Annotated in this window: 13 protein-coding genes; 4 read left to right on the top strand and 9 right to left on the bottom strand. The window is 71.9% G+C overall.

The window, feature by feature from the left end:
* Positions 1-60: 60 nt before the first annotated feature.
* Together P3T29_RS21585 and P3T29_RS21580 are read right to left on the bottom strand one after the other, a co-directional pair.
* Positions 61-2,748 carry a polynucleotide kinase-phosphatase gene (locus P3T29_RS21585; protein WP_280718200.1) on the bottom strand — a complete coding sequence of 896 codons (2,688 nt, stop codon included), beginning with the start codon at positions 2,746-2,748 and terminating at the stop codon, positions 61-63.
* Positions 2,745-4,313, bottom strand: a complete 1,569-nt coding sequence (locus P3T29_RS21580) for a 3' terminal RNA ribose 2'-O-methyltransferase Hen1 (protein ID WP_280718199.1) — start codon at positions 4,311-4,313, stop codon at positions 2,745-2,747. The genes P3T29_RS21585 and P3T29_RS21580 overlap by 4 nt, the downstream gene beginning before the upstream one ends.
* Before the next feature lie 107 nt (positions 4,314-4,420).
* Here P3T29_RS21580 and dapD point away from each other — a divergent pair, with 107 nt between their 5' ends.
* Positions 4,421-5,419, top strand: a complete 999-nt coding sequence (gene dapD / locus P3T29_RS21575; RefSeq protein WP_280718198.1) for a 2,3,4,5-tetrahydropyridine-2,6-dicarboxylate N-succinyltransferase — start codon at positions 4,421-4,423, stop codon at positions 5,417-5,419.
* Positions 5,420-5,731: 312 nt separating this feature from the next.
* Here dapD and P3T29_RS32725 read toward each other — a convergent pair whose 3' ends face one another.
* The 7 genes from P3T29_RS32725 to P3T29_RS21540 form a co-directional block, all read right to left on the bottom strand.
* Positions 5,732-6,745 carry a DUF6099 family protein gene (locus tag P3T29_RS32725; protein ID WP_348532851.1) on the bottom strand — a complete coding sequence of 338 codons (1,014 nt, stop codon included), beginning with the start codon at positions 6,743-6,745 and terminating at the stop codon, positions 5,732-5,734.
* Positions 6,746-6,900: 155 nt separating this feature from the next.
* Positions 6,901-7,260 (bottom strand): nucleotide pyrophosphohydrolase, encoded by a 360-nt coding sequence (locus P3T29_RS21565; RefSeq protein WP_280718246.1) that lies wholly within the window; start codon positions 7,258-7,260, stop codon positions 6,901-6,903.
* A 145-nt stretch (positions 7,261-7,405) separates the two neighbouring features.
* Positions 7,406-8,665, bottom strand: coding sequence for an ATP-binding protein (locus P3T29_RS21560; RefSeq protein ID WP_280718197.1), 1,260 nt, complete (start codon positions 8,663-8,665; stop codon positions 7,406-7,408).
* 151 nt (positions 8,666-8,816) lie between these two features.
* Positions 8,817-9,635, bottom strand: coding sequence for a putative RNA methyltransferase (locus P3T29_RS21555; protein ID WP_280718196.1), 819 nt, complete (start codon positions 9,633-9,635; stop codon positions 8,817-8,819).
* 131 nt (positions 9,636-9,766) lie between these two features.
* On the bottom strand, positions 9,767-10,198 hold the full coding sequence (locus P3T29_RS21550) for a fic family toxin-antitoxin system, toxin component (RefSeq protein WP_280718195.1): 432 nt from the start codon (positions 10,196-10,198) through the stop codon (positions 9,767-9,769).
* A complete protein-coding gene (locus P3T29_RS21545; protein ID WP_280718194.1) occupies positions 10,195-10,437 on the bottom strand; it encodes a toxin-antitoxin system HicB family antitoxin in 243 nt (80 codons plus the stop codon). Before P3T29_RS21545 ends, P3T29_RS21550 begins: the two co-directional genes overlap by 4 nt.
* 283 nt (positions 10,438-10,720) lie before the next feature.
* On the bottom strand, positions 10,721-11,380 hold the full coding sequence (locus P3T29_RS21540; protein ID WP_280718193.1) for a response regulator transcription factor: 660 nt from the start codon (positions 11,378-11,380) through the stop codon (positions 10,721-10,723).
* Between the two features lie 342 nt (positions 11,381-11,722).
* On the opposite strand from P3T29_RS21540, the gene P3T29_RS21535 reads away from it, so the two are divergent.
* The 3 genes from P3T29_RS21535 to P3T29_RS21525 all read left to right on the top strand — a co-directional run bounded on the left by P3T29_RS21535 (position 11,723) and on the right by P3T29_RS21525 (position 16,511).
* Positions 11,723-14,575, top strand: coding sequence for a LuxR family transcriptional regulator (locus P3T29_RS21535; protein ID WP_280718192.1), 2,853 nt, complete (start codon positions 11,723-11,725; stop codon positions 14,573-14,575).
* Positions 14,576-15,013: 438 nt separating this feature from the next.
* Positions 15,014-15,247, top strand: coding sequence for a hypothetical protein (locus tag P3T29_RS21530; protein WP_280718191.1), 234 nt, complete (start codon positions 15,014-15,016; stop codon positions 15,245-15,247).
* A complete protein-coding gene (locus P3T29_RS21525; RefSeq protein WP_280718190.1) occupies positions 15,240-16,511 on the top strand; it encodes a nucleotide sugar dehydrogenase in 1,272 nt (423 codons plus the stop codon). The genes P3T29_RS21530 and P3T29_RS21525 overlap by 8 nt, the downstream gene beginning before the upstream one ends.
* Positions 16,512-16,534 lie beyond the last annotated feature (23 nt).

The following is a 16,534-nucleotide window of genomic DNA, read 5'->3' as shown; positions in this document are numbered from 1 at the left end:
ATTATATACGACACTCCGAATTTATATGCACCCCCAATTCCAGCCCCCGCCAGTGCCGCCTCAGAGCCGTGGGTCCACCGGCTCCGACTCCAGCGCCAGCACCGCGAACACCGCCTCGTGCACCCGCCAGAGCGGCTCCCCACCCGCCAGCCGGTCCAGGGCCTCCAGGCCGAGCGCGTACTCGCGCAGGGCGAGAGACCGCTTGTGGCCCAGGAAGCGCTGCCGGAGCTGGTCAAGGTGCTGGGTGTAGTCCGGGCCGTAGATGATCCGGAGGTACTCCCGGCCACGGACCTTGATGCCGGGCTGGAGCAACCGGCCCTGCCCGCCGTTCCCCCGGGCCAGCGAGCTGAGCGGCTTGACCACCATGCCCTCGCCACCGACTCCCGTCAGCTCCTCCCACCAGGCGATGCCGGCCGCGACCGACTCCTGGTCGGAGGTGTCGACCACCAGACGGCCCGTAGCCTGCAGGATCGGCGCCTGCTCGTCGTCCGCCGCGACCAGCCGGTCGATCCAGGCCAGGTGCTCGTCATGCGGACGGACGGCGAGGTTGACCCCCTCCGCCGCCAGCACCTGGAACGGCGCGAGCCGGATACCCGACAGGCCCTCGGTCGGCCAGCAGTACCGCCGGTACGCGGCGGTGAACGCCTCGGCGTCCGCCGCACGCTGCCGCTGACTGGACGTCAGTTCGCCGAGGTCCAGACCCCGGCCGGACGCCTGCTCCAGTGCGGACAGCACCGACGGCAGCGCCGCACCCGCCGCCGCGCCGACCGCCGCGTACTGACGGCGCAGCAGCTCGACGGCCTTGAGCGACCACGGCATCAGCTCGGCGTCGAGCAGCAGCCAACCGCCCGCGCCGGAGGCGCTGGAGGTCGCAGCCAGCTCCTCGAACAGCCCGGACCGCTCGGCGGCTGCGCGGACCCGCTCCAGCACCGCGCCGGTGAGTTCGTCGTCACTGAGGAAGGCACGGCCGGTCCTGGTCCAGATCGCGCCCGGACCCTCGACGCCGAACCGCTTCTCCAGCGCGGCGCCGTCCCGGGCGACCAGCACGACCGCGCGGGAGCCCATGTGCTTCTCCTCGCAGACGACGTGCCGCACGCCCTCGTCCCGGTAGACGGAGAACGCCTCCTCCGGGTGTTCGAGGTAGCCCTCGCGGCGGGAGGTCGGGCTCGGCGCCATGGTAGGCGGCAGGTAGGCGAGCAGTCGCGGGTCGAGCGCGAAGCGGCTCATCACCTCCAGCGCGGCCGCCGCGTTCTCCTCCCGTACCGAGACCGCGCCGTGCAGCCTGGTCTCGACGATCCGCCGGCCCGAGACGTCCGCCAGGTCCAGCGGACGGCCCTCACGGGCACCGGGGGCGTCCGCGTTCCTCGGGCGTACGGGGGCGTACCACTCCCGCTCCGCCTCGACGACGACCAGCTCGCGCTCGGGGTAGCGCAGCGCGGTGAGGCTGCCGCCGAAGACACAGCCGGTGTCCAGGCAGATGGTGTTGTTGACGAAGCTCGCGGTCGGGACCGGTGTGTGGCCGTACACCACCAGGGCTCGGCCCCGGTACTCCTCGGCCCACGGGTAACGGACCGGCAGACCGTACTCGTCGGTCTCGCCGGTGGTGTCGCCGTAGAGCGCGTGCGAGCGGACCCGGCCGGAGTTGCGGCCGTGGTACTTCTCGGGCAGGCCGGCGTGGCAGACCACCAGGTTGCCGCCGTCGAGCAGGTAGTGACTGACCAGGCCGCGCATGAACTCGCGGACCTGGAGCCGGAACTCCTCGCTCTCCGCCGCCAGCTGGTCCAGCGACTCCTGGAGACCGTGCGAGACGGTGACCTTTCGGCCGTCCAGCTGACGGCCGAGCTTGTTCTCGTGGTTGCCGGGGACACAGACGGCGTGCCCGGCCGCGACCATCCCCATCACCAGACGCAGCACGCCGGGCGTGTCCGGGCCCCGGTCGACCAGGTCGCCGACGAAGACGGCGGTGCGGCCGGCGGGGTGCACGGCGTCGACCGGGCGGCCCTGGTCGTCGCGAGTGAGGGTGTAGCCGAGCCGGACCAGCAGGGTCTCCAGCTCGGAGCGGCAGCCGTGGATGTCACCGACGATGTCGAACGGGCCGGTGAGGTGGCGCAGGTCGTTGTAGCGCTTCTCGATGACGATCTCGGCACCGGCCACCTCGGCCTCGCCACGCAGGACGTGCACCTTGCGGAAGCCCTCGCGCTCCAGGCCCCTGAGCGAACGGCGCAGCTCGCGCTGCTGGCGGGGAATCACGTGCGGCGGCAGCTGACGGTCCGGCCGGGCGCGGTTGCGCTCGGCGCAGACGGCCGGGGGGACGTCGAGCACGATGGCGATCGGGAGCACGTCGTGGTCCCGGGCGATCTTGATCAACTGCTTGCGGGCCTCGGGCAGGACGTTCGTGGCGTCCACCACGGTGAGGCGGCCGGCCGCGAGGCGCTTGCCGACGATGTAGTGCAGCACCTCGAAGGCCTCGGCGGAGGCCGACTGGTCGTTCTCGTCGTCGGCGACCAGCCCCCGGCAGAAGTCGGACGAGACCACCTGGGTCGGCCGGAAGTGCCTGCGGGCGAAGCTGGACTTGCCCGCGCCGGTGGTACCGATCAGGACGACGAGCGAGACGTCGGTGACGGGGAGGCCGCGGGTGGGCAGCGCTCCTGCGGTGGCTGTGGCGGGGCCGGTGGGCTCATCGGCCTCGGTGGGCTCAGTGGGATCGGTGGGCTTGGTGGGCTCGGTGGGCTTGGTGGGCTCGGTCATCGGGTCACGCTCCCTTCGGTGGTTTCGGAGGTGTCGGTGGTGGTGTTGCCACCGGTACGGAACAGGGCGAGCTGGGTGGGCGAGCCGACCTCGTCGTCGTACGGGCCGACCGGGCGGACGGTGACGGTGTACCCGTAGGTGCGGCCGACCCGCTCGGCCCAGGCCAGGAACTGCGCCCGGTCCCACTCGAACCGGTGATCGGCGTGCCGGACCTGACCCGCCGGGAGGGTCTCCCAGCGGACGTTGTACTCGACGTTCGGGGTGGTCACGACCACGGCTCCGGGCCGGGCCGCGCCGAACACCGCGTATTCGAGGGCGGGCAGGCGGGGTAGGTCGAGGTGCTCGATGACCTCGGAGAGCACGGCCGCGTCATAGCCCTTGAGCCGGGCGTCGGTGTAGGTGAGCGCACCCTGGACGAGCTCGACCCGAGCCGCCTGACGCTCGGTCATCCGGTCCAGACGCAGCTTTCGCGCGGCGGCCGCGAGGGCCCTGGCGGACACGTCCACCCCGAGCACCTCGGTCACCCGGGAGTCCTTGAGCAGCGCTCCGACCAGTTCGCCCTGACCACAGCCGAGGTCCAGCACCCGGGCCGCGCCGACCTCGCCGAGCGCGGCGAGGATCGCCTGTCGACGCTGGACGGCGAGGGAGAGGGGCTTCTCCTTCGCCTGCTGTCCGGTCTCCGCCACCGCTTCCTCCACTACGCCCTCGGCCGAGTCCTCCTCCGAGTCGTCGACCGCGTTGTCGATCTCCTCGGGCTCGCGGTCGTCAGCCTCCGCCAGCCGGGCCAGTTCGAGGCGCTCCATCGCGGTGCGGGTCAGCGACCAGCGGCGCGCCAGGTACCGACGGGTGATCAGGGCCAGCTCGGGGTGACCGCCCAACCAGCCCTCCCCCGCATCCAACAGCTTGTCCACCTCGTCCGGGGCGACCCAGTAGTGCTTGGAACCGTCCAGCACCGGCAGCAGCACGTAGAGCTGCTGCAGCGCGTCGGCCAGCCGCACGGTCGCGGCCAGCTCCAACCGGACGTACCGGGACTCGCCCCACTCCGGGAAGGACGCGTCCAGCGCGATCGTCTCGGCCTCGACCTGCCAGCCGAGCGGTTCGAAGAGCTGCCGTACCATCGCGGCGGGCCCGCCCTCCCCCGCAGCGTTCGCGGGCACGGCGGGCAGCACGATCCGCAACGGCAGCGGTTGCTCCGCTAGGCCGGGCCGGGTCTCGCAGACACCCTTCATTGCCGTACGGAACACCGTCCGAAGCGCCACCGCGAGCAGCGAGGACGCGGCGTAGGGACGGTCGTTGACGTACTGCGCCAATGCGCTGGCTACATTTCCCGTGGCAGCTGAGCCGCCCCGACCCTTGCCCCGACCCCGGCGTACCAGGGCGATCGGGTCGATGTCCAGCAGCAGGGCCGCCGTGCATGCCGCCTCGGTCGCCTCGGGGTAGAAGACGTGGGCCTCGCCGTGGGAGGTGGAGAAGCGCTGCACCTTGTCCGGGTGCTTGTGCAGCAGAAAGCCCAGGTCAGTGGCTGGGCGGTCGGCCGTTCCTGTGGTGGAGATCGAGATGAACACCTGTCCGAGTATCGCGGAGCAAGACCGGGAAGGGCATTGGGTTTTGTCCGGGGCGGGCGTGTCCGCACGGTGAGCGCGTTCGGCAGCGGTCGCCGGAATTCGTTAACGTGCACGATGTGACTGCTGAAACCTCCTCCCTCGCAAGCGGCGCTGTCGCCACCGGTCTGGCGACCATCGCTGCCGACGGCACCGTCCTCGACACCTGGTACCCCGCACCCGAGCTCGTCGCGGAGCCCGGCCCGGCCGGCACCGTACGGCTCAGCACCGAGGAGGCCGAGGCCGCGCTCGGCCAAGGCGCCTCCGCAGCCCTGCGCAGCGACGCCCGCCGGGGCGTCGACGTGGTCGCGGTGCGCACCACCATCTCCTCGCTGGACGAGAAGCCGCTCGATGCACACGACGCGTACCTGCGGCTGCACCTGCTGAGCCACCGTCTGGTCAAGCCGCACGGCCAGAACCTGGACGGCCTCTTCGGTCTGCTCGCCAACGTCGCCTGGACCAGCATCGGCCCGGTACAGGTGGACAAGGTCGAGCCGGCCCGGCTCGCCGTCCGCGCCCAGGGCGGCCAGCTGGCCGTGTACGGGATCGACAAGTTCCCGCGCATGACGGACTACGTCGCCCCGAGCGGCGTCCGGATCGCGCACGCGGACCGTGTCCGCCTCGGTGCCCACCTGGCCGTCGGCACCACCGTGATGCACGAGGGCTTCGTCAACTTCAACGCCGGCACGCTGGGCACCTCGATGGTCGAGGGCCGGATCAGCGCGGGCGTCGTGGTCGGCGACCACAGCGACATCGGCGGCGGCTCCTCGATCATGGGCACCCTGTCCGGTGGCGGCAAGCAGGTCGTCGCGGTCGGCGAGCGCTGCCTGCTCGGCGCCAACGCGGGCATCGGTATCTCGCTGGGCAACGACTGCGTGGTCGAGGCCGGCCTCTACGTCACCGCCGGCACCCGGGTGACCACCCCGGACGGGAAGATCGCCAAGGCGGTCGAGCTGTCCGGCCAGGACAACCTGCTGTTCCGCCGCAACTCGCAGAGCGGTGCGGTCGAGGTGATCGCCCGGTCCGGCTCGTGGGGCGGTCTCAACACCGAGTTGCACGCACACAACTGACCTCCTGCACTCTCTTCCAGGCCCCGGCCCCCGGCCCGTCCTACGTGACGGCCGGGGGCTGTCAGTTTTCTCGGGCCTGCCTCGGACCTGCCGTTTCTCAGGCTCGCTCGGGGCCCGCCGATGATCGGCTCCCGAGCAACCGGGGCCCTAACCGACCGAGCGGGTGTGCCGCAAGCCGCGCTCACTCCTGAGGCTTACCGAGTCGATCTGTTGGACCGCTACGAGTGGTCTGCGGTGACCGGGCACGGAGCGGGTTCGTTGGACCGACGGGCTGTCGGCCCGGGCATCCGCTCCGGCCGCCGTCCCGACGACTCAGACCGCACTACCGAGCTGGAGGGGCCCCCTCATGTCCGAGCCCTCGTCCGAGACACCCGCGACGCCCGCGATGCCCGTGACGCCCGAGGAACCTGCGACGCCTGCGACACCCGCCACGCCCATGACCCTGCTCGAGCAGATGCAGGAACTGCTCGCCTCCCTCAACGCGGACCTGGCCGGGCTCGACGCCGAACTGCAGTCCTCCGGCACCCGTGCTGCCGACGGGCGAGGCGCTGCCGGCAGCTCAGCGGGTTGCTCAGCCGCCCCGGGCTGGTAGCCGCGCCCCGCGACCGGCGGTGAGAGCGGGACCAGCAGTATCGGTACGCCCAGCTCGGCGCACTGATCCGTGACCGGCCCGGGCCCCACCCGGCCCGGGCCCCGGCAACCCGCCGCACGGTCGGAGTACTCGGGAAACTCCGGGAAATCGGCGAAATCGGCGCACTCGGTGAGATCGGTCAGTTCGGTGGGTTCGGTGAGTTCGGTGAGTTCGGGGCACTCGGGAGTGTCCGCATCCTTCCGGACCGTGCGGAGCAGTTCAGCAACGAGGTCCTTGCACTCCGCACCGGCGTCCACCCCGTCGATGCACCGCCAGTACAAGCTCTCCGCAGCTGCGCCGCAGGCCAGCACCACCAGCGTCTCGGCGGCTTCGTGGAGCAGTCGGCCGAGTTCCTCCAGGGCGGGTTCGAGGTCGCCGACCTCGCCGAGCCGGGCCGCCCGGCCGGTACCGCTCCAGTCGGCCCGGTTCCAGTCCTCCCGGTTCCAGTCGAGGCACGCGGCGTCGTCCGGCACCGGCCCGGTCGGAGGCTGGTCGAGGCAGCTCACGGCGTGCGCTCCCGCGTCGCAGAGCAACTGCCCGAGCACGCCGACCTCCCCGTTCTCCCGCTCGGCGATCCTGGCCCCGATCGCCTCGGTGAGCAGCCCGGCCTGCCAAGCCTCCGTCAGCGCGTCCGACGCCGTCCTGGCCTCCGCCAGCGCATGCCGGGCCGTCTTGATCAGTCGCAGCGCGTCCATGGGTCGCCGCTCCCCTCGCTCGCGTCGGGCCGTCGTTTCCGACGGTGGGTCACGGCGCAAGCGTGCTGCGCGGATCAACTCCGCGCAGCAACCGCTGAAAAGCTGTGGACAACCCCGCCCTGTGGATAACCAAGGTCACCCACACGAGCGACCCGCTACCCCTCCGCGCCCTCGTCCGAACCCCCAGCAGCCCCGCCCGCGCCCCCACCCGGCACCGGGAACCGCAGCTCGTTCCGCTCGATCTTCGCGGCCAACGCGGCCACCGGGTCCACCCCGACCGCCGTGCAGAACTGGAGCAGGTACGCCAGCACGTCGGCGACCTCGTCCCGCACCCGGTTCGCGCTGCCCGGGTCGTCCATCACCGCCGCCGCCTGCTCCGGCGTCAGCCACTGGAAGATCTCCAGTAGCTCCCCGGCCTCCACACTGAGCGCGGCGGCCAGGTTCTTCGGGACATGGAAGGGCTGCCAGTCACGGGCCGCCGCGAAATCCGTCAGCCGCCGCTGGAGCTCACCCAACGAAGTGTCCCGGGCGAAGCCGAGCGGGGTGGGCGGCGGGCTGTCCAGCGGGGCGTGCGGCGGGGCGTGCGGCGGGGTGTCCAGCTGAGTATGCGGCGGAGCTCCTGCCGAGCCGTGCTTCTCCTGATCAGTCACGCAGCCAGGTCTACCCCATGGCCCCCACCGCCTGCGGTGGCACCCGGGGTGACTCGGGCCGGAGCACGCTGTGCCCGGTGGCCGGATCCCGTCGGCACTCGATCAGCTCCGCCCCGCCCGCCTCGCGCGCGGCCGCCGGATCCTGCAGCGCGCCGAGCAGCCGGACGTCCTCCCGCTCGCACACCTCCCGGGCCACCCGCAGCAGCGAGGCGGTCTGCTCCGCGCCGAGCCCCGCGCCCAGGTCCTCGGCGAGCACCGTGAGCTGACGGTGGGCCGAGGGCACCTCGTCGGCCGGGTCGACGTCCAGCACCCCGGCCCCCGTGAGCAGCACGGCGGCGAAGGCGAGCAACCGCAGCATCCCGTCCGAGGCCTGGTCCGCGCCGGTCCGGCCGAGCACGCCCTCGTCGAAGACGGCGAGCAGCCGCTCCTGCGCCTCGGGGCCGCGCCGGGCCACGTCCAGTCCGAGCAGCGGGTGCGGCGCCGCCGCCTGGACGGCCTTGAGCAGCCTGCCGTACCGGCGGCTGCAGTCGCTCTTCAGCCGGGCCAGTACGGCGGAGATGTTGGCGGCGGAGCCGAGCAGGCGGGCGTCCGGGTCGGGCTTCGCCCAGTCACGCATCAGCGCGGGGACCGGGTGGAGCGGGAAGACCTCGCGCAGCGCGGTGAGCAGGTGCTCGCTCGCGGCCAGTACCATCCGCTCGCCGGGCGAGGACCCGGCCACCCGGAGCGGGATCTGAGTGGTGATCAGGGTGTTGCTGGGGAAAGGCGCCCGGATGTCACCCTGCCGGGTGTCGTTGTGCCAGGTGACGTTCACCTTGCCGTTTGCCACGTCCTGCTCGCCGGTCTCGACCAGGGTCCGGCCGTCGCAGGTCAGCCACTCGCGGGCGACGCGCACCGGGCCGTCCGTACGGACCACCAGTTCGAGCCGGATCGGCCCCGCGCCGGACCGCACCGTGCAGCCCAGGATGATCGCGTTCCGGCCGTGCGGCACGCAGCCGGCCAGCCCACCCCGGACCGGTGCGGCGAGCGGCCCGGCGGTACCGCCGATTCCGTCCAGGGACGGGCCGATCTGCTCGCCGAGCGCGAGCCGGGAGAGCACGGCCAGCGAGTCCAGCGCGTTCGACTTGCCGACGCCCGACGGCCCGTGCAGGACGGTCAGCGGCGAGAGCGGGAGAGTCGTCCGACGGTATGACTTGAAGGAGGTGAGCCGGAGCTCCTCGACGGTGGGGCGAAGGACAGGGCGGACGGCGGATTTGAGAGCTTCGCTGGTCACTCGGGGGACCTTAGCCCGCGTAAGGAGAGCAGAAACGTGCCTCCTCACGAGATTCATCCCAACGAGTTGGCAGCTCCGTGACCTCCGTGGCTCCTGTCGGGAGCGAAGGTCAGTGGCACAAGGTCAGTGGTGCAGGGTCAGCGGTGCAGGGTCAGTGGTACGTCGTGACCTGGACCGACCCGGTCACCTCGACGGGTTCGGGCAACACGGCCAGAGCGGCGGCGAGCTTGCCGGAGTCCGTGTGCCAGGCGTTCGGGCCCATGGCGACGACGGCCGCCGCGTCGGCCCGCGACAGACTCAGCCGGAACTCGACCTCGACCCGGTCGGTCCTGGTCAGCCAGGGGCTGAGTTTCTCGTCGATCCGGCGCTCCTTGTCCTCGTCCACCGAGAGCAGGCCCAGCGCCCCCACCAGTTCCCTCAGGTGACGCGAGGTCGGCGAGACGAGCAGCAGCCGGCCGCCTGGCCGCAGCACCCGTCGGATCTCGGGCCCGTTGCGCGGTGCGAAGACGTTCAGCACCAGATCCGCACTGCCGTCGCGCAGCGGGAGCGGGCGCCACGCGTCACAGACGACGGCCCCGATGCTCGGGTGCGCCTTGGCAGCGCGGCGCAGCGCGTACTTGGAGATGTCGAGCGCGGCACCGACGCCTCCCGTCCGACGCAGCACGTGGGCGAGGTAGTAGCCGGTACCGGCTCCGAGGTCCGCCACCAGGCCCTCGGACTGCCCGGCGGCCGCAGCCAGCGCGTCGACGATCGGGAGGTAGTGTCCGGCGGCGAGGAAGTCGCTGCGGGCCGCGACCATGTCGGCGGTGTCGCCGGTGCCGGTGTGCGCGTCACCGGCGAGCAGGCTCACGTACCCCTGCTTGGCCTGGTCGAAGCTGTGACCTGCGGCGCAGCGCAGCGTCCGCCCGTCGAGGGCGAGCTGCTGTGCGCAGTGCGGGCAGGCCAGGTAGCGCTCGATGTCCTGCAGCAACGTCCGTGAGTCCTCGGCCTGGGGAGCATGTGGGGTGACCCCCAATCGTACTCAGTCGGCATCGTGCTGATGGCGGCGTCGGGCTCGGGTGGCATCGGGTTCGGTGGCATCGTGCTCGGGTGGCATCGTGCTCAGTCGGCTTCGCCCTCCTCCCCGTCGTCCTCGCCGCTGACGCCCTCCTCCTCCGGCTCGGTCACCACCCAGGCGGCCAGCCGCTCGGCCACACCGCCGACGCCGAGTTTGCCCTCGCGGATCGCACGGGCGAGGCTGCGCACCTCACGGGCGGTGGTGGCGACGTTGCAGCCGCTGGCGACCAGGTAGGCGTAGGCGACTGCGGTGGCGAACAACTCGTTGGTCCGCTCGAGCGCGGGGACGCGGATCAGCTGGTGCATCAGCGCGGCGGCGCGGTCCTGCGGCTCGGGGTAGACGGCGATGTCGAAGATGTCGGCCTGGTGGCGGGCGACCGCCGCGAGCAGCGATCCGTAGTCGGTGACCTGCGGATCGCCCGGGGTGTACTGCTCGGCTGTCATGAGCAGCCAGGAGAGGTCGACCTCAAGGTTCAACGACGCACGTCCTGCAGGTCGGCCTGACCGCGCTCGCCGAACTCGGAGAGGAACGCAGTCTCGTACTCCTTCATGAACTGCGCGGCCTTCTCCACGAACAGCCGCCCGGCCTCGCCCATGTCCTGCTGGACGAGCCGTTCGATGTACTGGTTCATGCTGATCCCCTGCTGCTCCGCCCGCTCACGGGCCATCTCGGCGGTGGTGGCGTCCACCCGGACATTCAGCTGCTTCTTGGCCATACCTCAAGCTAGCGCTGGACCGCTAGCACAACAAGGGCGCATTCAGGCCGCTCCACTCCCCCGTGTCGGGCGGCGCAGAAAATTTCACCAGGTCGAGATTGGCTACGGCCAGTAGCTTTGCCCGGCGGTGGGCGCACTGGAATGGTCATACCCATGGCCGACGAAGATCAGCCGTCCGCACAGGACGGCGCGACACCCACGCTCCGGCAGGCCACCTGCAGGCCGGTGAGGTCCAGTGCGCCGCCCGCGTACACCAACAGCCTTGCCCCATGAAAGCCCGAGGCTAGATGCAGCCCTCACGCATCGCGTACGCCACCGCGTGGGCCCGGTTGCGCAGCTGCAGACGCGTCGTCAGCCCGTGCAGCACGTTCTTCACCGTCCGCTCCGAGTACGACAGCTTCGCCGCGATCTCCGCCGTGTCCCACCCCTCGGCGATCAGGCGGAGCACATCGCACTCCCGCTCCGACACCCCCGGCGGCGAGAACCCCGGCAACCCCTGGACGCTCCGCTGCAACCGCCCCATCTGCGTGATCAGACGGCCCAGCAGATCCGCCGGGAGGTCACCCTCCCCACGCGAGGCCGCCAGCACCGCCCGCCCCAGCCGCTCCGCCGTCGCCTCCCGCCGCCACAGAATCGTCCCGACCCCGCACTCGACCGCGTCCAGCAGCTCGCCCTCACGGATCTGATCGACCACCAGCACGACCCGGGTCTCACCCCCGCGCACCAGCCGCCGCAGCGCCCCCGTCACGGTGGCGTCCACGGCGTCGGCCAGCAGCAGCGCGATCACCCCCGGGCGCGCCTCCCGCTCGGGCAGCACCTCGACCCCGGGGCATTGCTTGAGCTGGCTCTCTGCCCCGGCCCGCGAGATCGGGTCCGGCGCGTGCACCACGACGGCCACCCGGGACCCCGGCCGTGGGATGGTCTGGGAGTTCGGTACGGTCACGGGTTTCCTCCTCCGGGTGTCGTGCGTGGGTCGGCCCACCGCAGGACGTTTTCGTATGCGACGCGGCCGCTCGGGCAGCCGCCCACGGCCGCTCGGGCAGCCGCTCACGGCCGTTCGGGCCGGGGCCGTCATACTCTCCGTAGGCCAAGCACCACGGCTATCGTGGGCAGACCACGAGTTCGGTGACCCCGACCACCCGCCGGCGTGACCAAGATCACGGCCTTGGCCGTCCGCCCTGGGCATCCGGGGACCCCGTCACATACGTGTGTCAGGTGGAACAGCGCAGACGCGCCACCGGGGTGCCCAGCCCCGGCCTCGGCCCGTTGCGGAGGGGGAAGCGCCATGACCACCACCACCGACCCGGCCGTACTCGCCGCCGTGGCCCCGGCGGAGCAGCCGTCAAACCTGCCCGAACGCACCTGGCCCCTTGCCCTCGCGACCGGCCTGGCCGAACGCGCCCGCCATGGCAATGGCAGCGTCCTTCTCCTCACCGGCCCCGCCGGCGTCGGCCGCAGCGCCCTCCTCGCTGCCGTCGTCCGCCACCAGGAGACCCACGGCATGCACGCGCTCTGGGCCCGCTGCTCCGCCGACGAAGCCGAGGACGAGTACGCCGCCGCCCGCCAGCTCTTCAGCATCGGCGCCGGGTACCCCTACCCCGCACAACCAGGACCGCCGTCCGCCGGGCCCTCCGCAGACGCCGAAGCCGGGTTGTGGGAACCGCTGCACCTGCACGCCACCCACCACCCGCTGCTGATCGCCGTCGACGACATCCACCTCGCCGACACCCCCTCCCGCCGCTGGCTGCTCCAACTCGCCCGCCGCATCGACCGCCTCCCGATCCTGCTCATCACCACCGAACGCCGCCAACGCGAACTCCGCACCCAGGCCCCCCGCTTTGGCCGCACCCTGCCCGCCTCGCTCGCCCGGCACTGCCGGATCGGCCCGCTCGGCCCGCCCGCCGTCGGCGAGGTCGTCCGCCGACACCTGGGCACCGCCGCGCCGCAGGCCCTCGCCGACGACTGCGCCCGCGCCACCGGCGGCAACCCGATGCTGCTCGACGCCCTGCTCACCGACCTGCGCGAAACCACCCGCACAGTCGGCTGCCTCACCCTTCCCGCCGACTGCGCCGGACTCCCCGCCGGCGCCTACCTCGACGCCGTCGACCTCTGGCTGCACAGTGCCGGCGACGGCCACGCCACCGCCGTCCGCACCCTCGCCACCCTCCAGGGCCACCAGCTCGGCCACCACCTCGGCCACCCCGACCGCACACCTCCGACCGCCACCGCCCTCGCCGAACTCACCGACGAGGACCCGGCCCGCCTCGCCGACCTGACAGCCGAACTCCACCGCCAGGGCCTGCTGCTGCCGGGCCGGACCGGCGACTGGCCCCGCTTCGCCCACCCGCTGCTACGCGAGGCAGTCCTCGACGGCTGGGGCCCGGCCCGCCGCGCCCAGGCCCACCGGGCCGCCGCCACCGCCCTGCACCGCCGGGGCGAGCCCGACGAACTGATCGCCGAACACCTCCTGCACGCCCCGGGCCCGGACGGCCCCTGGGCCGCCGACGTCCTGCTCCGCGCCGCCCACGCCGCCCAGCGCGCCGAGCAGGACCGGGCCGCCGTCGGCTACCTGCGCCGCGCCCTCGACGAGGAGCTTCCCGCCCTCACCCACAGCACCGCTCTCACCGAACTCGGCTGCCTGGAGATCTCGCTCGGCCCCGCCGACCACGCCGCAGGCATCCGGCACCTCACCGAGGCCGTGTACCTGCACCAGTCCGACGAACGGGTCTTCGAAGCCGCCAACGCCCTCAGCGCCGCCCTCGCCGGACAGGGCCGGACCCCCGCCGCCCTCGACATCCTGGAACAACTCGCCGAACGCTTCGCCGAACGCCCCGAGTTGGCCGGAGCCGTCCAGGCCGCCGCCGCCCTGATCGCCTCTCACGACGGCGACAGCTGGCTCCAGGTCGTGGAGGGTCTGCGCCGCATCGCCGCCCGCGCCCCCAGGCGGCTCGCCCCCGCCGCCTGGGCCCTGCTCACCGAGTACGACTCCACCATCGGCCACCTCTCTGCCGCTGAAGTCATCACCAGGGTACGGGAGTTGACCTCACTCCCGCTCGACCCCTTCTCCGGCGCCTACGTCCTCGCCTCCGCCGCCACCCTCGCCCAGTGGGCCGAACAGTTCCCCGAAACCGACCGCATCGTCACCCAGGGGCTCGCCGAACACCAGGGCCCGCTGCTCCACCCCGCCCGCCAGAGCCTGCTCAGCGTACGGGCCGAGAGCCGCGTGATGCGCGGCCAGTACCGGCAACTCCTGGACGAACTCGGCTTCACCACCGACCAGTTGCCCGCCCTCGACAACACCCACCTGCTCGCCCAGGGAGTCCTCGCCCTCGTCGAGACCGGCCGGCTCACCCAGGCCCACCAACTCGCCCGGCACGCCACCGGCGCCTCCGACTCCTGGGAGTGGAACGAGTACCTCTACGCCCGCGGCCTGCTCCACCTCGCCTCCGGCGACCCCGCCGCCGCCCTCGCCGACCTGATCGAATGCGGAGCCCGGCAGAGCGAACGGCACGTCGAGAGCCCGATCGTCACCCCCTGGCGCTCCGCCGCCGCCGACTGCCACCTCGCCCTCGGCAACCCCGGCCCTGCCGCCGCCCTCGCCGCCACCGAACTCGATCTCGCCCGCGCCTGGGGCACCCCACGCACCATCGGCCGCGCAATGCGCACCCTCGGCGCCGCCACCGGCGGCCGACGCGGCCTCGCCATGGCCGCCGAAGCCGTCGACCTGCTCCGGGCCGCCGAGGTCGACACCGAACTCGTCCCCGCCCTGCTCACTCACGGCCGGATGCTCGGCGAGAGCGGCCGCCGTGCCGCCGCCCGCCAGAGCCTGCGCGAAGCCGCCGAACGGGCCGAACGCATCGGCGCCCACCGTCTGCTGGCCCTCGCCGGAGACCTCCTGCTCGAATCCGGCGCCCGCCCCACCAAAACCCACCACACCGGCGTCGCCGCCCTCACCGACAGTGAACGCCGCATCTGCCGCTTCGCCATCGAAGGCCACTCCAACGCCCAGATTGCCACCCTCCTCCACCTGGCCGTCCGCACCGTCGAAACCCACCTCACCAACAGCTTCCGCAAACTCGGCATCCGCGGGCGGGGGGAACTGGGCGCAGCGCTCGGGCGAGGCGGTCACGGGCGTTGACCCCGGATGTCGGACACGGGGTCATGCGGATTCTCTTTCGCGCGGCGGCGAGCTCGGCCTGCATCGAGTCCGCCGACACGAACAACCCCTTCGTCGCGTCACGGCATCACATGCGCGATCGCTCGGTTGTGACTGGCGGCACTACCCCCAGGAAGACACTCGAAACTGTCCGGAGAGGCAGCCGACGCTGACCTGACCGGTGCCCTAAAAGCTCTTCTTTCCGCTCCTGGGCCCGGTCAAAATCTGGTGGCGACCCTCATCAGGCATCAGGGCCGAACGGCCGCGACCGCCGTCCGAATGCCGTGCAGAACACATGCATTCCGAGAGCCTGACCGACCAAGTTCTCGAGACCGACCAAGCTCTCGAGACCGACCAAGTTCTCGAAACCGCCGCACCGCACACGGATACGGCTTGCGGCCGGGAAGGAGCGATGAGCTGATGAACTCAGCGATAACGACCACGAGCCAGCCGGTCTTCAGTGGGCGCGATATTCGAATGCGTAGGATATTTTCTCCGGCCAGCTCGGCGACGGTGCTCCACGACTTCCTCCGGTCCACCGCGCGTCTCGGCATCCGCGGCGGCGCCATCGGGCGACGCGCGTGGGGCGCGGCGGATCCGGTCGCCGAGATCCGCCGGCCAGCCGCGGCGGTGCACGGGGGCGACGATGAGTGACGAAATCGCCGTCGACCTCCTGGTCGTCGGGCTCGGCTACGTGGGCCTCCCCCTCGCCCGCGAAGCCGTACGCGCCGGCTTGCGGGTGTGCGGATACGACACGAACCCCCGCGTAGCGCTTCGGTTGAACGCCGGCGCCTCCCACGTCGACGGTGTGAGCGACGACGACGTCGTCGAAATGCTGGCGGCCGGATTCGACGCCAGTGGGGACGGGGAGGTGGTGCGCGCCGCCGATGTCATCGTGCTGTGCGTGCCCACCCCCCTGACCGCCGACGGGGCGCCCGACCTGACGAGCGTCGTCACGGCCGCACGGCTGGCAGCGCGTCGGCTGCGGCCGGGGACGCTGGTCGTCCTCGAGTCCACAACCTATCCCGGTACCACGGATGACGTGGTGCGGCCCATCCTCGAAGAGTCCGGGCTGGTGGCGGGGGAGGACTTCGCCCTCGCCTTCGCCCCCGAGCGCATCGACCCCGGCAATGCCGAATACGGAATAAGCAACACCCCTCGGATCGTGGGCGGGCACACCCCGGGGTGCACGCGGCGTGCACTGGATTTCTACAGTTCCTTCGTCAAGGAAGTCGTACCGGCCAAGGGCACGCGAGAAGCCGAGATGGCCAAGATCCTCGAGAACACCTACCGACAGGTGAACATCGCGCTGGTCAACGAGCTCGCCATGGTGAGCCACAGCCTGGGCATCGACGTGTGGGACGTGATCGCCTGCGCGCGGACGAAGCCGTTCGGGTTCGCCAGCTTCACGCCGGGCCCTGGGGTCGGCGGCCACTGCATCCCGGTCGATCCGCTCTACCTGTCCTACAAGGCCAGGGAGCTCGGCGTCACGACCCGGATGATCGACCTGGCGCAACAGATCAACGACGGCATGCCGGAGTACGTGGTGCAGCGCGCCGCCGCCCTGCTCGCCCGCCCGAACGGCGACCTCGCGCGGGCCGACGTCCTCCTCCTCGGCGTCACCTACAAGGCGGACGTGGCGGACCGGCGCGAGTCCCCCGCCGACGACGTGGTGCGGCAACTCAGGAGCCGGGGTGCGGTCGTCCGGTACCACGACCCCTTCGTCGACTCCTGGTCCGTCGACGGCCGGGCGGTCGACCGCGTCGACGGGCTCGATGCCGCGCTGCGCGCCGCCGACGTCACGATCCTGCTCCAGTGGCACGCGCAGTACCGTGCGCAGTTCGACGCGAACACGCCGCGGCTGCTCTTCGACACCCGGGGCAGGCTGGGCGGCCGACCCGGTGTCGCAGTGCTCTGACCTGCCCGTCAATTGGGAGACCC

It is taken from the genome of Kitasatospora sp. MAP5-34 (assembly GCF_029894335.1).
Taxonomy (GTDB): domain Bacteria; phylum Actinomycetota; class Actinomycetes; order Streptomycetales; family Streptomycetaceae; genus Kitasatospora.
Note: the sequence above shows the minus strand (reverse complement) of the source record. Positions and strands in the feature narration are given on the sequence as shown.